The sequence below is a fragment of the Pseudoalteromonas tunicata genome, from assembly GCF_002310815.1.
Taxonomy (GTDB): domain Bacteria; phylum Pseudomonadota; class Gammaproteobacteria; order Enterobacterales; family Alteromonadaceae; genus Pseudoalteromonas; species Pseudoalteromonas tunicata.
Genome location: NZ_CP011032.1, coordinates 3,453,096 through 3,469,555, shown reverse-complemented (window position 1 = coordinate 3,469,555; position 16,460 = coordinate 3,453,096). Strand labels below are relative to the sequence as shown.

General features: G+C 37.9%; 16 protein-coding genes. 13 read left to right on the top strand and 3 right to left on the bottom strand.

Features of this window, described 5'->3' with window-relative positions; genetic code table 11:
• Nucleotides 1-24 precede the first annotated feature (24 nt).
• Nucleotides 25-2,487, bottom strand: a complete 2,463-nt coding sequence (locus PTUN_RS15695; protein WP_009840544.1) for a penicillin-binding protein 1A — start codon at nt 2,485-2,487, stop codon at nt 25-27.
• Between the two features lie 135 nt (nt 2,488-2,622).
• Here PTUN_RS15695 and PTUN_RS15690 point away from each other — a divergent pair, with 135 nt between their 5' ends.
• The 9 genes from PTUN_RS15690 (at nt 2,623) to PTUN_RS15650 (ending at nt 11,511) form a co-directional block, all read left to right on the top strand.
• The gene (locus PTUN_RS15690) at nt 2,623-3,702 is read left to right on the top strand and encodes a pilus assembly protein PilM (protein WP_009840543.1); all 1,080 of its coding nucleotides are present in this window, start codon (nt 2,623-2,625) and stop codon (nt 3,700-3,702) included.
• A complete protein-coding gene (locus PTUN_RS15685) occupies nt 3,690-4,256 on the top strand; it encodes a PilN domain-containing protein (protein WP_009840542.1) in 567 nt (188 codons plus the stop codon). Before PTUN_RS15690 ends, PTUN_RS15685 begins: the two co-directional genes overlap by 13 nt.
• Nucleotides 4,253-4,852: a type IV pilus inner membrane component PilO gene (locus PTUN_RS15680; protein WP_009840541.1), complete on the top strand. Its 600-nt coding sequence runs from the start codon at nt 4,253-4,255 to the stop codon at nt 4,850-4,852. Before PTUN_RS15685 ends, PTUN_RS15680 begins: the two co-directional genes overlap by 4 nt.
• Nucleotides 4,852-5,385 (top strand): pilus assembly protein PilP, encoded by a 534-nt coding sequence (locus tag PTUN_RS15675; protein WP_009840540.1) that lies wholly within the window; start codon nt 4,852-4,854, stop codon nt 5,383-5,385. The genes PTUN_RS15680 and PTUN_RS15675 overlap by 1 nt, the downstream gene beginning before the upstream one ends.
• Nucleotides 5,369-7,447 (top strand): type IV pilus secretin PilQ, encoded by a 2,079-nt coding sequence (locus PTUN_RS15670; protein WP_040644334.1) that lies wholly within the window; start codon nt 5,369-5,371, stop codon nt 7,445-7,447. The genes PTUN_RS15675 and PTUN_RS15670 overlap by 17 nt, the downstream gene beginning before the upstream one ends.
• Nucleotides 7,448-7,598: 151 nt before the next feature.
• A complete protein-coding gene (gene aroK / locus PTUN_RS15665) occupies nt 7,599-8,117 on the top strand; it encodes a shikimate kinase AroK (RefSeq protein WP_009840538.1) in 519 nt (172 codons plus the stop codon).
• Nucleotides 8,118-8,136: 19 nt separating this feature from the next.
• The gene (gene aroB, locus PTUN_RS15660; protein WP_009840537.1) at nt 8,137-9,216 is read left to right on the top strand and encodes a 3-dehydroquinate synthase; all 1,080 of its coding nucleotides are present in this window, start codon (nt 8,137-8,139) and stop codon (nt 9,214-9,216) included.
• Nucleotides 9,206-10,642 (top strand): AAA family ATPase, encoded by a 1,437-nt coding sequence (locus PTUN_RS15655; RefSeq protein WP_009840536.1) that lies wholly within the window; start codon nt 9,206-9,208, stop codon nt 10,640-10,642. The genes aroB and PTUN_RS15655 overlap by 11 nt, the downstream gene beginning before the upstream one ends.
• Before the next feature lie 53 nt (nt 10,643-10,695).
• Nucleotides 10,696-11,511 carry a Dam family site-specific DNA-(adenine-N6)-methyltransferase gene (locus PTUN_RS15650; protein WP_009840535.1) on the top strand — a complete coding sequence of 272 codons (816 nt, stop codon included), beginning with the start codon at nt 10,696-10,698 and terminating at the stop codon, nt 11,509-11,511.
• Nucleotides 11,512-11,525: 14 nt separating this feature from the next.
• Here the strand turns inward: PTUN_RS15650 and PTUN_RS15645 are convergent, their stop codons facing one another.
• A complete protein-coding gene (locus tag PTUN_RS15645) occupies nt 11,526-11,765 on the bottom strand; it encodes a DUF2970 domain-containing protein (protein WP_232285051.1) in 240 nt (79 codons plus the stop codon).
• On the bottom strand, nt 11,710-12,027 hold the full coding sequence (locus PTUN_RS15640) for a hypothetical protein (RefSeq protein ID WP_009840533.1): 318 nt from the start codon (nt 12,025-12,027) through the stop codon (nt 11,710-11,712). Before PTUN_RS15640 ends, PTUN_RS15645 begins: the two co-directional genes overlap by 56 nt.
• Before the next feature lie 179 nt (nt 12,028-12,206).
• Here PTUN_RS15640 and rpe point away from each other — a divergent pair, with 179 nt between their 5' ends.
• From rpe to PTUN_RS15620, 4 genes are all read left to right on the top strand, one after another.
• Nucleotides 12,207-12,878 carry a ribulose-phosphate 3-epimerase gene (rpe, locus tag PTUN_RS15635; protein ID WP_009840532.1) on the top strand — a complete coding sequence of 224 codons (672 nt, stop codon included), beginning with the start codon at nt 12,207-12,209 and terminating at the stop codon, nt 12,876-12,878.
• Between the two features lie 114 nt (nt 12,879-12,992).
• A complete protein-coding gene (gene trpS / locus PTUN_RS15630; RefSeq protein WP_009840531.1) occupies nt 12,993-13,997 on the top strand; it encodes a tryptophan--tRNA ligase in 1,005 nt (334 codons plus the stop codon).
• A 64-nt stretch (nt 13,998-14,061) separates the two neighbouring features.
• Nucleotides 14,062-14,643, top strand: a complete 582-nt coding sequence (locus PTUN_RS15625; protein WP_009840530.1) for an anthranilate synthase component II — start codon at nt 14,062-14,064, stop codon at nt 14,641-14,643.
• A 573-nt stretch (nt 14,644-15,216) separates the two neighbouring features.
• Complete coding sequence (locus tag PTUN_RS15620) at nt 15,217-16,425, top strand: aspartate aminotransferase family protein (RefSeq protein WP_009840529.1); 1,209 nt, start codon at nt 15,217-15,219, stop codon at nt 16,423-16,425.
• The last annotated feature ends 35 nt before the right edge of the window (nt 16,426-16,460 follow it).

The following is a 16,460-nucleotide window of genomic DNA, read 5'->3' as shown; positions in this document are numbered from 1 at the left end:
TTTTTTGTAATTAATTTTGAGTTGTTAAAACAACTCATCATCTTCCGGCTCTGGTGAGCTCACTTCGAAAATAGCTTCTGCTTTTGGTTGTGCATATTGAGTTGGCACCGTTTCTTTGGTAAAAAACTCAAATCCACTTGTATGGTCTGTTTTATCGCTTAATAATCCTGATGCATAATCAATACGCACCGAGATTAACCCATCGGGTTGGTAAACATTTGAAATTGGCATGTCTTGTAACGCAAATTCCATAAACCCTATCCAAGCTGGCAAAGCCGTTTTCGCTCCCGATTCACCAAGAAAGGTTTGATTTTTATCTAAGTTACTGTTGTAACTTGTTCGACCAAGGCTAATTCCAGGGCTGTCAAAACCGACCCAGGTTGTGGTAAGCAGGTCGCGATTAAAACCAGTAAACCAAGTATCCACAGCATCATTAGTGGTACCAGTTTTACCTGATAAATCATGGCGATTTAATTTTTGAGCGCGCCAGCCCGTACCTCGCCAAGAGGTTTTATGTTTCCAGCTACCGCCACCCCAGATACCACTTTTTAAGGCATCTGCAATTAAAAATGAGTTTTGGACGCTGATCACGCGCGGGGCGTAATGAAAACTATCCTTAATTTCATCGTTTGAACACTCAGCGCAGGCTACTAAAGGTTGTGCTTGTCTGATGGTTTTGTTATTTGCATCATCAATACGACTAATAAAATATGGCTCGATTAAATGACCGCCGTTGGCAAAAGTTGCCATTCCAGTTGCAAGTTCAAGAGGGGTGAGTGAAATACTACCAAGCGCTAGTGATTCATTACGTTGGATATCAGCTGGATTAAAACCAAAATTTAACAGGTAATCAGCGGTTTTGCTTAGTCCCACAGCCCTTAACAATCGGACTGAAATAACGTTTTTAGATTCTCCAAGTGCGCGTCTAACACGGATTGGGCCAACATAAACCTCAGGATCATTCTTTGGCCGCCAAGCCGTGCCATTTGTTTCGTCCCATTTATTAATTGGAGCATCATTTACTATGCTAGCAAGGGTGAATCCATTTTCTAATGCGGCAGAATAAATAAAAGGTTTTATGTTTGAGCCGACCTGCCTTTTGGCTTGTACCGCTCTGTTGTACTGACTTTGTTCAAAGCTGTAGCCACCAACAATGGCTTTTATTGCGCCATCTTGTGGGTTTAAAGAGACTAGCGCGCCAGATACTTGCGGAATTTGACTTAAACTCCATTGCCCATCCTGCGCTTCTTTTAACCAAATTGCAGCGCCAGGATTGAGTATTTGACTAGCACTTGAAGGAGCGGGACCTTGTTTACTATTGCGCAAGTATGAACGGGCCCATTTTAAACCATCCCATTGAACGGTGACAAAACGACCATCTTTAACGAGAGCTGTGATTGATTGGTCTTGAATATCTGTGACTACAGCAGCCTTTAAATCATTAAACTCTTTAATCTGAGCCAAATAATCGAGGATGTCACGAGGTGCCCAAGCCGCTTGCGTTTCAAAATCCCACAGATGAAGGTGTGGGCCACGGTAACCATGGCGAGTGTCGTATTGCTCTAAATTATCAACAACAGCCTTTTCGGCCATTAACTGTGTATTAGCTTCAATCGTGGTGTAAACCCGAAATCCTTTGTTATAAGCGTCCTCTTCACCAAATTGCTTGACCATTTCGGCACGAACCATTTCAGAAATATAGGGAGCAGATACTTCAATTTCAGCACCATGGAATTTCGCTGTGATTGGTTCTTTGATAGCTTCTTGATAAACCGCTTCAGTAATATATTTTTCGTCAAGCATTCTCGCCAATACAATATTACGGCGTTTTTTAGCTCTTTGAGGATGTCTAAATGGATTTAGTGCCGATGGTGCTTGGAGTAATCCTGCAAGCATTGCATGTTGCGAAAGTGTTAGTTCACTAATGTTTTTGCCAAAATAAACTTGTGCTGCCGCGCCTACTCCAAATGCGCGATTGCCAAACTCCATTTTGTTCAAATAAAGCTCTAAAATTTCATCTTTGCTCAGTAGTTGTTCAATATGAAGTGCAATAAAAATTTCTTTTATTTTACGGATATAGGCTTTTTCTCGGGTTAGAAAAAATCCCCTAGCAACTTGCATTGTCAGAGTGCTTGCACCTTGCTTTTTTTGTCCTGTAGTAATAACGACCAGCGCTGAGCGAATAATACCAATCGGGTCTACGCCTGGATGGTCATAAAAGCGGCTATCCTCAGTTGCAATAAGAGCATTTATTAGATTCTGTGGTATTTGTTCTATGCTTAATGGTATGCGTCTTTTTTCACCAAACTGATTGATTAGTTTGCCATCTTTTGTAAATACTAGTAGTGGAGATTGGAGCTGGACGTCTTTTAATACTTGTACACTAGGGATATCAGATTTAACATAATAGTACAAAGCTATTATGCTCAAAACACCTAAAGTGCTACAAATGATAAGAAAACGTAAAATGTTTTTAAATAAAGTCACTTAAATATCCTTAAACAGACTCCCATTTAGGTTTTAACACTGGTAGTATATCCTGATTAAAAAATGAATTAAAAATTTTTCGCTAGATTTTATAAAGTTATTATAATTATAAAAAAAAAGGATAGCGTTAGAGTTATGTTAACGAAACTAATAAAAAAGCCTGCTGTATGGATGGTTGGAATCGATATTGGTTCACACTCAGTCAAAGCTGTCTTATTAAGCCAAAAAGATGCACATTATCGTTTAGAAGCGATTGCTATTGAACCAATGCCCAAAGGGGCAATGGTTGAGCGCTCTATTCAAGATATTGAAGCTGTCTCTCGAGTTATCAGTAAAATTCGAAAAAAAATGCCTAAAGCCGTGCAACAGGCGGCTGTTGCTGTTTCTGGTCAAACAGTTATTACCAAAGTCATTTTTATGGATGTGGCTCTGACTGATAGCGAATTGGAATCTCAAATTGAAATTGAAGCTGATAGCCTCATACCTTATCCGTTAGATGAGGTAAGCCTTGATTTTGAAAAGCTTCACATTAATGAAACTGACCCGTCAAAAGTAAATGTTTTATTATCAGCTGCACGTACAGAAAGCATTGAAGCGCGTGTAGGTGCTATTGATGCAGCAGGTTTTGAGCCAAAAGTGGTTGATGTTGAAGCTTATGCTCTCAGCAGAACTATAGATTTATGTTACGCATCATTACCTGATGATGCCGTTAACAAAATTGTGGCATTTATCGATGTAGGTGCGTCATTGACTTTGGTTAGTGTGGTTCATAATGGCCAAACGATTTATACCAGAGATCAAGTGTTTGGTGGTGAACAATATACCAATACTATCGTTTCATATTATAACAAGAGTTTTGATGAAGCGGAGCTTGCTAAAATCAATGGTGATTTACCGCCAAACTACACTTTTGAAGTATTAGCTCCATTTCAAACCGCATTCTTACAGCAAGTACGTCGAGCTGTGCAGATGTTTTTGACAACAAGTGGTAAAGACCAGATAGATTATATTGTCTTGTCTGGAGGGACCTCTTTAATTCGAGGTCTTGATAAGTTACTTGTTGATGAATTAGGAATTCACTCTATTATTATCGACCCCTTTAATGGTATGGAACTTGCTCCAACAATTGACCGAGAACAATTGGACAAGAATAAGGCGCAATTGGCAGTTGCAACAGGATTAGCCTTGAGGAGTTTTTCATCATGCCACATATAAATCTGTTGCCTTGGCGCGAAGCATCGCGAAAAGAGGCCCAAAAACAGTATCTCTCTATTTTATTTTTGGTCACTTTAGTTTCATTTGGGTCAATGTTTGTTATCAGCATGGTCTACTCATCCATGAAGGAAGGGCAAAATTTACGAAATGGCTTTTTAACGGCCGAAATAGTGGTACTAGATAGGCGAATAGCTGAAATAAAAGAGCTTGATAAGAAAAAAGAGAGCTTACAGCAGCGTATGCGTCTTATCGAAGAATTACAAAGCAGTCGTAATTTGGGTACCCAAATTATGGATGAACTTGCCAAAATGGTACCGTCAGGTGTTTATTTGACAAGTTTAGAGCGTAAAGATCGTGCACTTCAAATTGTAGGCAAGAGCGAGTCAAATAATCGATTATCTTCAATGCTGCGTCAGTTAGAAGGCTCCTATTTATTTGAAAAGCCGGTCATGCAAGACATTGTCGCTGTTGAAAAACAGTCTCGTTTGTTAAGTGATTTTAAGATGCAGTTCAGTGTTAAGCCGTTTGAAGAGATAGGAGAGGCTAACAAATGAATATAGATTTAAAATCACTCAATGAAATAGACTTTAGTGAGTTAGATTTAGAAAATATTGGTTCTTGGCCCCTAGCCGTAAAATTTATTGCTGCAATAGGCGTTGCGTTAGCTGTGTCACTTTTAACTTATAATCTCTTTGTTTCCGGTGAAATTGAAGCTTACGATAATGCGGTGGTAAAAGAAGAAGAGCTGCGGACAACCTTTAAAGTTAAATATGCTGTTGCAAGTAATTTAGAAACTTACAAACAACAAATGATTGATATGGAAGATAAGTTCTCTCAATTACTTAAACGATTACCAACCTCTAATGAAACGCCTGGTTTACTCGATGATTTATCTTATGTTGGTACTACAAGTGGTTTAACCTTTAATAAGATTGGTTGGTTACCTGAGATAGAAAAAGAGTTCTATACTGAGCTACCAATAAAAATAGAGGTTGTCGGTAGTTATCATGAGTTTGGTGAGTTTGTTAGTAAAGTAGCTCAGCTACCTCGGATTGTAAGTTTGCATGATTTTAGTATCGAATCTAAAGGTGATGAGCGTTTACATTTTAGTGTAGTTGCAAAAACATACCGTTATGAGGAGGCTCAATAATGAAAAAAGTCGCCTTGGTTGTGTTGCCTCTATTACTTACAGGTTGTTTTGATGATATTACAGAACAGCAAGAGTTTATTAATCAAGTTCGAGCTGGAACTAAAGCAAAAGTTGAACCGATTCCTGAAATAACTCAATTTGAGCACTTTGCTTACAATGCACAAGAGCTTAGAAGTCCATTTGTGGCACCAAAACCTGAAGTGATTCAAGATAATTTATTACAAGTTCAAAATTGTTTACATCCCGATCCAAAGAGGAAAAAAGAGCCTCTAGAAGGTTATCCTTTGGATAATATTAAGATGAAAGGTACATTAGGAAGTGGCTTAGATACTTGGGCGTTAATCACAGCTTCAGATGATACGCTTTATCGAGTGACACGCGGTAACTACATGGGGCTTTATCACGGTAAAGTTTTGCAAGTTAAAGGTAGTTACATTGAACTATTAGAAATGATACCTGATGGTGCAGGATGTTGGAAAGAACGCCTGACAAAAGTAGAAATAGTGGAGGCGGGTAATGCATCCAAAAAATAATATAGGGCTTAATTATATGCACAAGGGAATAACTAAGTTGAATCAACGTCTATCAGCAATTATTAGTTTGTTGTTTATACTGATGGCATCTTCAGCGAGTGCCGTGCCTCTATTATATGATGTACGATACAATCCACTGTTAGAAGGCGAAACTGAAATTGAATTTGTATTCGATGAAGAAGTTTATATTGAGCCGAAGATTCAGGTATTTAGTGAACCAGCTCGTATCGAATTATTTTTCGATGAAGCTGATTATGAAGAAAACCTAACTGAAGTTTTAATCAACAAAGCGGGTGTAAAAAAGGTAACAAACGAATTTGTTAATGATGGTTTTAAAGTAACTATTTACTTAGATCATTTAAAAATTTACCAAACGCGCACAGATAAAAACTTGTTTTATCTCCATGTTTCAGATAATCCGACTCAAGATGTTGCTGAAACAAATACAATTGATGATTCTCAAACGTATATAAATAAGATTCAAGCTGTAGATTTTCGTCGTGGCGAAAAAGGCGAAGCGCGTATTCTAATTTTCTTACAAGAAAACATGGCCGCAATTGATGTATCTGAAAAAGCAGGCAAGGTTGTCGCTGTTTTCCACAATACAGATATTCTTGATGATTTATTATACCAATTAGATGTAATGGATTATGGTACGGTTGTAAATACTATCGAAACATTTAAAGATGGCGCAAATAGTCGCATTGTCATCGATACAACAAGTGAGTTTGATTATAACTATCAGCAACTTGATAATATCTTTACCCTTACGGTTGAAAAAGATACGTCGAAGAAAAGCTTTCTAGGTGATGGTAAAAATTACCAAGGCAAACCAATGTCACTTAACTTCCAAGACATTTCCATTCGTTCGGTATTGCAAATTATTGCCGACTTAAATGGTTTTAATCTAGTGACAAGTGATTCGGTTAATGGGAATGTAACCTTACGTTTAGATGGTGTACCTTGGGACCAAGCACTTGATATCGTGCTTCGAGTTAAGGGATTAGACAAACGTATGGATGGTTCGATCTTAATGGTTGCACCAACAGAGGAATTAGCAGCAAGAGAAGCCAAAGAGTTAAAGGCTAAACAACAAGTTGAAAATCTTGAGCCTCTATATAGTGAATACATTCAGTTAAACTACGCTAAAGCTGAAGACTTTTCGACATTACTAATATCTCAAGGTAACTCAATTATGTCTTCTCGAGGTGCGGTTTCAGTCGATACTCGTACCAATACCTTATTAATCAAAGATACTGCAAAAAGTATTGAAAATGTTCGTCGCATGGTTGAAACCTTAGATGTTGCTGTTAAGCAGGTTGTAATTGAATCTCGTATGGTAACAGTCCGTGATAGTGTGCAAGAAGACTTAGGGATACGTTGGGGGTTTAGTGATCAACAATTAACTGATGGTATTGCGGGTACTTTGGCAGGCGCTCAAAAAATTTCAAATGGAGTTATTCCAACCTTAGCTGAGCGTCTTAATGTTAATTTAGCGGTAACAAATCCGGCTGGTAGCATAGGTATGCATATTGCTAAGCTTGCCGATGGTACTTTAATAGATCTTGAGTTATCAGCTCTTGAGCAAGAAAATAAAGCCGAAATTATTGCAAGCCCGCGAATTACAACTGCAAATCAAAAGAAAGCACGAATTGAACAAGGTACTGAGATCCCATATGTACAAGCGGCTTCTAGTGGTGCTACAACGGTTGAATTCAAAAAGGCAGTATTAAGTCTTGAAGTAACGCCTCATATCACTCCTGATAACAAAGTAATATTAGACTTGGTTATTACGCAAGATACTCCTGGTGATACTGTACAGACTCCGACAGGTAATGCAGTGGCTATTAATACCCAAGAAATAAGAACGCAGGTATTAGTTGAAAATGGCCAAACAATTGTGTTGGGTGGTATTTACCAGCAGCAAGTCATTAATAGTTCTTCGAAGGTACCATTGCTTGGTGATATCCCTTATTTGGGTGCACTGTTTAAGCGTACTAGCGAGAAAACAGAGAAGAAAGAGTTGTTGATTTTTGTAACTCCGAAGATTTTGAAAGACTAAAACAAAATAAAAAGGCCCTAAAGGGCCTTTTTATTTCATTTCACTTGAAATCCCTATTCGAATACTGAGATAATCAGCCCCTTAATTTTTGGGGCCAGCTCAGTAGGCGGGGTTTATTTTAAATTTTAGAGTTAGATTGTAATAAACAGATATGGCTGAAAAACGTAATATATTTCTAGTGGGCCCTATGGGTGCAGGTAAAAGCACCATTGGTCGTCATTTAGCAGATCAACTTCACCTTGAGTTTTTCGACTCTGATCAAGAGATCGAACGTCGCACGGGTGCTGATATTGCTTGGGTTTTCGATATCGAAGGTGAAGAAGGCTTTCGACGTCGTGAAGAGACAGTAATTTCTGATTTAACTGAAATGCAGGGTATCGTATTAGCAACTGGCGGTGGTTCAGTGCTTAGTAAAGATGTCCGTAATAAGTTGTCAGCACGTGGTATTGTAGTTTATTTGGAAACTCCAATCGAAAAACAAGTGGCTCGTACGCAAAGAGACAAAAAACGTCCTCTATTGCAAACTGAGGAAGATCCGAAAGAGGTTCTTGAACGCTTATCTGAAGAACGTGTACCTTTATACGAAGAAGTTTCAGATATAGTTGTTCGCACTGATGAACAAAGTGCTAAAGTAGTAGCCAACTTGATTATAGAAAAACTCGACTTTTAAGAGTTATGGAGAACCGCTTATGCTTGAATTGACCGTTAATTTAGATGAGCGTAGTTATCCAATTTATATTGGCCCCGGTATATTTGAAGCCGGGGTTAACCTTCTTGATTATATCAAAACGCGACGTCCTGTTGTTGTTACAAACGAGACTGTAGCGCCACTGTATTTAGATTTATTATTAAATAAATTAGCGCCTTGTGAGCCTTTACATATTGTATTACCTGACGGTGAGCAATACAAAACATTAGAGTACTTTGAGAAAGTAAGCGCATTTTTATTGGAAAATAATTGTGGCCGCGATACTTGTCTAATTGCTTTAGGTGGTGGTGTCATTGGTGATTTAACTGGTTTTGTTGCTGCTTGTTATCAACGAGGTGTGCCGTTTATTCAAATACCCACTACGCTTTTATCACAAGTTGATTCATCTGTTGGAGGAAAAACCGCAGTAAATCATCCCTTGGGTAAAAACATGATAGGTGCATTTTATCAGCCTGACTTAGTCTTAATTGATACCAATAGTTTAATAACCTTGCCTGAGCGTGAGTTTGCTGCAGGTATGGCTGAGGTTATCAAATATGGTTTGATTTATGATACTGAATTATTTGCTTATCTTGAACAGCATGTTGAGCAGATAAAAGATCAATCGACAGAGCATTTACAGCATATCATTTTTCGTTGTTGTCAGATTAAAGCTTTAATTGTGGCAGAAGATGAAACTGAACAAGGTCAACGCGCGTTACTTAATTTAGGTCATACATTTGGGCATGCTATAGAAGCGCAAATGGGATACGGTAATTGGTTACATGGTGAAGCTGTTGCTGCAGGTATGGTAATGGCAAGTAAGCTAAGTTATCAGCGTGGGAAATTATCAAACGTAGAGCTACAGCGAATTATCAACTTGTTAATAGCATACGACTTGCCAACACTTTTCCCTCAAGAAATGGGTTTAGACGTTTTTGTCAAACACATGAAAAAAGACAAAAAAAATAAGCTAGGAACCATTCGTTTTATTCTTCCTAAAAATTTTGGTCAATGTGAGCTTGTTTCTGATGTAACAGAAGCTGAGTTAGAGGATTTGATATCTTCAAATGCAGGCTAGGATTTTACCAAGCAGACAAGCCTTGGTCGATCGTATCGAATTACAATATGAATATGGCCAACCAATTATATCCTTATTAGGTCAAGCTGGGCTTGGTAAAAGCTATTTGCTTGAAACCTTTCTTTCTAATAAGTATCCTGAATTAACAAAAATCTATTTATCTGTGCATAGTAAAAGCTCTGAACTTGAAATTATGCAACAAATATTAGAGCAGAGTTTTAAATCTCCTCTTATTGATCAATCGCTTTCACTTTGCGAAAATTTTAAAGAGTTGAGCTTTAACCATGCATTAGGGCCAATTTTGTTGGTGATAGATAATGCCCAATATTTAAGTGAAGAGCTGTTGAGCGATATTGAGCTGTTAACTCAATATCATCAAGTACTGATTTTAACTGCTTCGGTAAGTAGCTTGGCATTTAAACAAGCAACCACTATTTATCTTGAGCCTTTAAGTGGTTCTGAGAGTAGACAGTTTCTTGCAATGTATTATGAACATTTACCACATTCGTTTGATCCAGTTTTTACGCATTTTATAGAAGCCGCGCAAGGGAACCCTAATTTATTACTGAATTGGGGTGAAATGAAGGTTGATACAAAAACAGCTGATCCTATTGTAAAAAAGCATCAATACCTAAGCTGGCTTATTTCATTACTTATTTTATTGGTTGTAGTGATTGTGAGCTTTTTTTACTTCTTTTTTGAGGTGCCACGGATTTTACCTACTCAAGCTGAGCCTCAAGATTCACCTCCAGTGGTGCTTGTTTTAGACAAAGATGATACCAGTGCAAATAACATGGAAGAAATTGCGTCTAAAGAGTCTGTAAGCTCAGGTGATGATCAAAAGCTTATAGCTCAGGCTTTGTTAGATTCAACGCCAGTAGCGCAAAGCGATATGCTTAGAGCGACTGACGAACCTAACCATACTTTACAGCCTCTAGACATCGCGGTGAGTGCTCAAGAGTTAAAAAGTGCACAACCTAAACAAATCTTAGCTGAGTTATTACAACCCAAGGCTGATGAAAAGTCGGACTTAGTTAGATTAGAGCAGCCAAATGAGCCTATAACCTCTGATGAGAAAAACGCCGTTTTATCAACACAAAATATAGAGCAAGAGCAGAATGATTTAGTACATTCTGACTGGTTCAAAAAGCAAGATGAAAAATTGATCATGCTGCAATTAATAGCCCTTAGCAATGAGGACGTTTTAATTGAATTTTTGGCAACCCATGAATTGATTGAACCAAAAGTCTATCAAACAATACGTAACGATAAAGATTGGTGGGTTGTGACCATTGGACCATATCAGGATATTTCACAAAGCCAGCTAGCTAAAGGAAAGCTTGACCCGCAGTTACTGCAATTGCAGCCTTTTTCTAAATCAATCGCTACAATTAATAATGAAATCGCTCGCTTAAAACGTAAGTAATCTCCTCATATTTAGGGTAAAATTGCCCAATCAAAAAGATTGTTAATTAATAAATGAAACAAAAAACACGCGCTTTTTTAAAATGGGCTGGCGGAAAATATAGTCTAGTTGATGAAATTACGGCTCGCTTACCTGAAGCTGAAACATTAGTAGAGCCTTTTGTTGGGGCTGGTTCCGTTTTTCTAAATACAGATTATTCACATTACGTGCTTAATGACATCAATGCCGATCTTATTAATCTGTATAAAGAGTTAAAGCATGCGCCTGATGAATTTATTAGTGATGCAAAAAAGTTATTTGTTGATTTAAATAATTACAGTGATGCTTATTATCAATACCGTGTGCAGTTTAACGCTAGCCAAGACGCGTATGAACGAGCTGTATTGTTTTTATATTTAAACCGTCATGGTTATAACGGCCTTTGTCGTTACAATTTAAAAGGGATATTTAACGTACCTTTTGGTAAATATAAAAAGCCATACTTTCCAGAAAAAGAACTATATTTTTTCGCTGAAAAATCACAAAAAGCGACTTTCACCTGCAAAGGCTATGCTGATGTATTTAATGACTTACCTCGCTCATCGGTAGTGTATTGCGACCCTCCTTACGTTCCTCTTAGTAAAACAGCCTCGTTCACTGCCTATGCGAAAGGTGGTTTTGATTTAGATGATCAAGCTCAGTTGGCTAATTTTGCAGAGCGAGCGGCATTTGAGCAAGGGATCCCAGTGTTAATTTCAAATCATGACACTGTTTGGACTCGCAAAATTTATACTCAAGCCTCATTAGACATGATCCAAGTGAAAAGGACAATAAGCCCTAAAGGTGGTTCTCGCAACAAAGTGGGTGAGTTGATGGCACTTTATCGCTAATAAGCTAAAGGTGATTAAGGCACAACAAGTTGAACAAATCCATAAATAAGGCCAATAAACAAGATTAGAGCGATAAGTGCAGTAATTATGATTGGTAACGGAGAGAGTTCTTGAAAATCTTGCTTTCTTTTTTGCTCGCTTTGAACACCGAGAAATCCGGCAAATACACTTTGGAGAATGGCAATGAAGCGGTTCAAGCTATTTGACAGGTATATATTGAGTTTTTGAGATTGAGCTATCTTGCTCAGATTCACTCAATAATTCTAGTAAATCAAGATAATGAAATTGCGCACTTCTGCTATCGCCTTTTAACCAAGCGAACCAACTTTTATTTGAATCGGTATTTAAGCGACATTGAGCAATAGCACGATTGTAAGCATAAACATTATCATAACTACTAGGGCAGGCGCAGCCAAAATTTTGGCCGGAGGTTGAAGTAAATACTGAAAAAGTTGAAGCCGAAAATAAAACAATTGATGAAACAATAGTTACCCGTTTTAATCCTTTTATTTTCATTGCTAAAGCCCTTTAAGCATAAACGTGCCTAAAGCTTAATCAAAGAAGCATAAAAAGACAAGGATGGTGTAAATAAAAATTATACTCGCCTATCAGATTAATGAAATGTTAAATGTTTGTAAAGGTGAAATTTTAAATAAAATAGGTTACATTATCAGCCCGTTCAAAGTGAGGTGACTATGTCTAAATTTTTAATTGCTCCATCAATTTTATCGGCCGATTTTGCACGACTCGGTCAAGATGTTGAAGCTGTTTTAGCTGCGGGTGCAGATGTTGTACATTTTGATGTGATGGATAATCACTACGTGCCAAATCTCACAATTGGACCAATGGTGTGCCAAGCGCTTCGTAATTATGGAATTACAGCGCCAATAGATGTTCATTTAATGGTTAAGCCGGTTGATAGCCTTATACCAATGTTTGCCGATGCGGGAGCCAGTATTATTACGTTTCATCCTGAAGCCAGTGAGCATGTCGACCGCACATTACAATTAATAAAAGATCATGGTTGCCAAGCTGGATTGGTGCTTAATCCTGCAACTTCACTTAGTTATCTTGAACATGTAATGGATAGACTCGATGTTATTTTATTGATGTCAGTTAATCCTGGCTTTGGTGGACAAAGTTTTATTCCTCATACGTTAGAGAAATTACGTCAGGTGAAAGCATTAATTAATGCCTCTGGCCGTAATATTCGTTTAGAGGTCGATGGTGGAGTAAATGTTGATAATATTAAAGAAATTGCTGAAGCCGGCGCTGATATGTTTGTCGCAGGCTCAGCGATTTTTAATCAACCAGACTACAAAGGTGTGATTGATCAAATGCGTGCGCAATTAGCGTTAGTTAAATAAATTAGAGTTTCACTTTGCTCAACGCCTTGAAGCGATTAAAATTGCGCAGCTGAAAAATCTATTATTGACCTCCTATGCTTAGTGAGGTGCCATTTTTGAAAAAGAAGGAATAACATGACTAAACCTGTTGTATTAAGTGGTATTCAACCAACTGGTGGAATGACGATTGGTAATTATATTGGTGCAATCAACCAATGGCTTACGTTGCAACAAGATCATGATTGTTTCTTCATGTTAGTTGATTTACATGCAATTACAGTGCGTCAAGAGCCTGCGGTTTTACGTCAGCGTGTACTCGACGGGATTGCACTTTATGCTGCTTGCGGTATCGACCCTGAAAAATCGGCATTATTTGTTCAATCTCAAGTGCCTGAACATGCTCAATTAAGCTGGGTGCTTAATTGTTATGCGCAAATGGGTGAACTAAACCGTATGACGCAGTTTAAAGATAAATCAGCAAAAAATGTGAATAATATCAACGTAGGTTTGTACAGCTACCCGGTACTTCAAGCGGCTGATATTTTATTGTATCAGGCTGATCAAGTGCCAGTCGGTGAAGATCAAAAGCAGCATTTAGAATTAACACGTGATATCGCCAATCGTTTTAATAATTTATATGGTGATGTATTTAAAATTCCAGAGCCTTATATCCCGCAATTTGGCGCACGCGTAATGAGCTTGCAAGATCCAAGTAAAAAAATGTCTAAATCAGATGAAAATCCAAATGGATACATCATGCTATTAGATGAGCCTAAGCAAATAGAAAAGAAACTAAAAAAAGCAGTCACTGATTCTGATGAACAAGCACGTATTTATTTTGATCCACAAGAAAAAGCGGGTGTATCAAATTTATTGACGTTACTTTCTGTCGCAACAAAACGTTCAATCGAAGAATTAGTACCTGATTATGAAGGCAAAATGTATGGTCATCTGAAAAAAGATACCGCAGACGCCGTTGTATCTATGATTGAGCCAATTCAAGCTCGTTTCAAAGAAATTCGTAACGACCAAGCTTTATTAAACCAAATCATGCGCACTGGTGCTGAAAAAGCAGGCGTACGTGCTGAGAATACATTAAAAGCTGTCTATGACGCTGTAGGATTTATTCCTCGCCAGTAAGTGAGTTTAATAAAGATAAAACCAGGCTGATTTTGCCTGGTTTTTTATTTTTGGAGTAAATTTTATGTTGTTGATGATCGATAATTACGATTCATTCACTTATAACTTAGTGCAGTATTTTCAACGCCTTGATCAAGAAGTGGTGGTTAGACGCAACGATAAGCTTGATTTAGCTACAATTACTCAATTAAATCCCGATCATATTGTTATCTCTCCTGGTCCAAAATCTCCTACTCAGGCCGGAGTTTCGTTAGATGTGGTTACACATTTAAAAGAGTATTTTCCCATTTTAGGCATTTGCTTGGGTCATCAAACCATTGCTCAAGCCCTTGGTGGGAAAGTGATTCGTGCAAAAGAAGTGATGCATGGTAAAACATCGATTATTAAACATAATAATCAGGGGGTTTTTAAAGGGTTGGTCAATGACTTAACGGTTTGTCGCTACCATTCTTTGGTTGTTGCAGAACAATCTTTACCTGAGCAGTTAACTGTTACTGCTTGGACTGAAGATGCTCAAGGTCAAATTGATGCAATTATGGGATTAAAACACCGTTTTTTACCTTTAGAGGGGGTGCAATTTCATCCTGAGGCAATTTTGACTCAATCTGGTTTGGAATTATTAGCTAATTTTATAAAAAGTTATTAGATACTCTTTTTCAATTATTTCATCATAAACTCAGTTTTAAGCGTTCAAATATGATGAGTTTGGGCTAAATGATTTAGCCAATTAACTCTTCGATTACAGTACCTATTTGTATTTTTCTCAGTTTAACATTTAAGCTCTCTGCTTTATCTGTTTTCTTACTTAACCTAAGTGCAACTCTTGTATTTTATAGGTCAAATCGTTGACTTCGCTCTGATTTAAATGGTTCAAGTAGCTATATTTATTGGTTTATCACTGAATTTGAGTTTGTTAACAAATTTAATATAAAAAATTCTTGGTATATTAATGCAATATTAGACGATGATGTTAAATCAAGCCGCCAAGTGCAGTGTTGGGGGTTGGCGAGATATGGGCGTAAATACTTATTCATATTCATTGAAATAATATCTTATCCCTTGTATATAAAGGCTTATAGCGCTTTTTGTCGCAAGACATTAAGTGTTTTTTTTGAAATAATGATACTCAAATTAGTGGTAGTTTTAGTGCTAACACCGTGCAACAGATAAAGGTTGTAACCTTCTTTATCTGTTTGTACTCATACATAAAGGAAAAACAATGACTGTAAATCGTGAATTATTCGACGAAGTAATGGTACCTAACTACGCTCCATCAGCGGTGATCCCTGTCCGAGGTGAAGGCTCTCATGTTTGGGATCAAGCCGATAATGAATATATAGATTTTGCTGGCGGTATTGCAGTTAACTGTTTAGGTCATTGTCATCCTGCTTTAGTTAATGCGCTAAAAGTTCAAAGCGAAAAATTATGGCACGTTGCGAACGTAATGGCGAATGAACCCGCTATTCGTTTAGCTAAAAAATTAGTTGATGCGACGTTTGCCGACAAAGTTTACTTCGCAAACTCTGGCGCCGAAGCAAATGAAGCCGCTTTAAAACTTGCCCGTCGTTTTGCGCTTGATAATTATGGTGAGCACAAATCACAAATTATTGCTTTTAACCAAGGTTTCCACGGTCGTACTTTTTTTACTGTGACTGTGGGTGGTCAAGCCGCTTATTCTGATGGTTTTGGCCCAAAACCTGGCAATATTGATCACTGTAACTACAATGATTTAGCTGCTTTTGAGGCGCTAATTTCAGATAACACCTGTGCGGTCATGCTTGAACCTTTGCAAGGTGAAGGCGGTATTATCAGCCCTACAGTTGAATTTATTCAAGGCGTGCGTGCGCTGTGTGATAAGCATAATGCATTGCTTATTTTTGATGAAGTGCAAACAGGTGTTGGTCGTACCGGTCATTTATACGCTTACCAAGGCTTAGCTGTAACTCCAGATATTTTAACCACGGCAAAAGCGCTTGGCGGTGGTTTTCCAATCGGTGCAATGTTAACCACAACCGATATTGCGAAGCATTTAAAAGTAGGGACTCACGGTTCTACTTATGGTGGTAACCCACTGGCATGTGCCGTAGCAGAAGCCGCTTTTGATACTGTAAATACACCAGAAGTACTCAACGGTGTTAAAGAAAAAGAAGCGTTATTTCGCCAGTTATTTACACAAATTAATGATAAATACCATGTGTTTAAAGAGATGCGTGGTGAAGGTTTATTGTTAGGTGCCGTGGTCGCAGAACAATACCAAGGAAAAGCGCGTGATTTTATGCTGGCAAGTATCGATAACGGCTTAATGGCGCTGGTAGCTGGCGTAAATGTTGTGCGTTTTGCTCCATCTTTAGTGATCCCAGAAGCGGATATTCGCGAAGGTATGGCGCGTTTTGAAAAGGCTGTTGCGCAAGTAGTTAACGCACAATAATTAATTTTTGATGGGTAAATTTTGTTTGTTTACCC

What these genes read in the sequence shown, in the direction of transcription:
- aroK (WP_009840538.1), top strand. Translation starts at nt 7,599, where the DNA reads ATGGCTGAAAAACGTAATATATTTCTAGTGGGCCCTATGGGTGCAGGT.
- PTUN_RS15690 (WP_009840543.1), top strand. Translation starts at nt 2,623, where the DNA reads ATGTTAACGAAACTAATAAAAAAGCCTGCTGTATGGATGGTTGGAATC.
- PTUN_RS15680 (WP_009840541.1), top strand. Translation starts at nt 4,253, where the DNA reads ATGAATATAGATTTAAAATCACTCAATGAAATAGACTTTAGTGAGTTA.
- PTUN_RS15685 (WP_009840542.1), top strand. Translation starts at nt 3,690, where the DNA reads ATGCCACATATAAATCTGTTGCCTTGGCGCGAAGCATCGCGAAAAGAG.
- rpe (WP_009840532.1), top strand. Translation starts at nt 12,207, where the DNA reads ATGTCTAAATTTTTAATTGCTCCATCAATTTTATCGGCCGATTTTGCA.
- PTUN_RS15625 (WP_009840530.1), top strand. Translation starts at nt 14,062, where the DNA reads ATGTTGTTGATGATCGATAATTACGATTCATTCACTTATAACTTAGTG.
- aroB (WP_009840537.1), top strand. Translation starts at nt 8,137, where the DNA reads ATGCTTGAATTGACCGTTAATTTAGATGAGCGTAGTTATCCAATTTAT.
- PTUN_RS15640 (WP_009840533.1), bottom strand. Translation starts at nt 12,027, where the DNA reads ATGAAAATAAAAGGATTAAAACGGGTAACTATTGTTTCATCAATTGTT.
- PTUN_RS15620 (WP_009840529.1), top strand. Translation starts at nt 15,217, where the DNA reads ATGACTGTAAATCGTGAATTATTCGACGAAGTAATGGTACCTAACTAC.
- trpS (WP_009840531.1), top strand. Translation starts at nt 12,993, where the DNA reads ATGACTAAACCTGTTGTATTAAGTGGTATTCAACCAACTGGTGGAATG.
- PTUN_RS15650 (WP_009840535.1), top strand. Translation starts at nt 10,696, where the DNA reads ATGAAACAAAAAACACGCGCTTTTTTAAAATGGGCTGGCGGAAAATAT.
- PTUN_RS15655 (WP_009840536.1), top strand. Translation starts at nt 9,206, where the DNA reads ATGCAGGCTAGGATTTTACCAAGCAGACAAGCCTTGGTCGATCGTATC.
- PTUN_RS15670 (WP_040644334.1), top strand. Translation starts at nt 5,369, where the DNA reads ATGCATCCAAAAAATAATATAGGGCTTAATTATATGCACAAGGGAATA.
- PTUN_RS15675 (WP_009840540.1), top strand. Translation starts at nt 4,852, where the DNA reads ATGAAAAAAGTCGCCTTGGTTGTGTTGCCTCTATTACTTACAGGTTGT.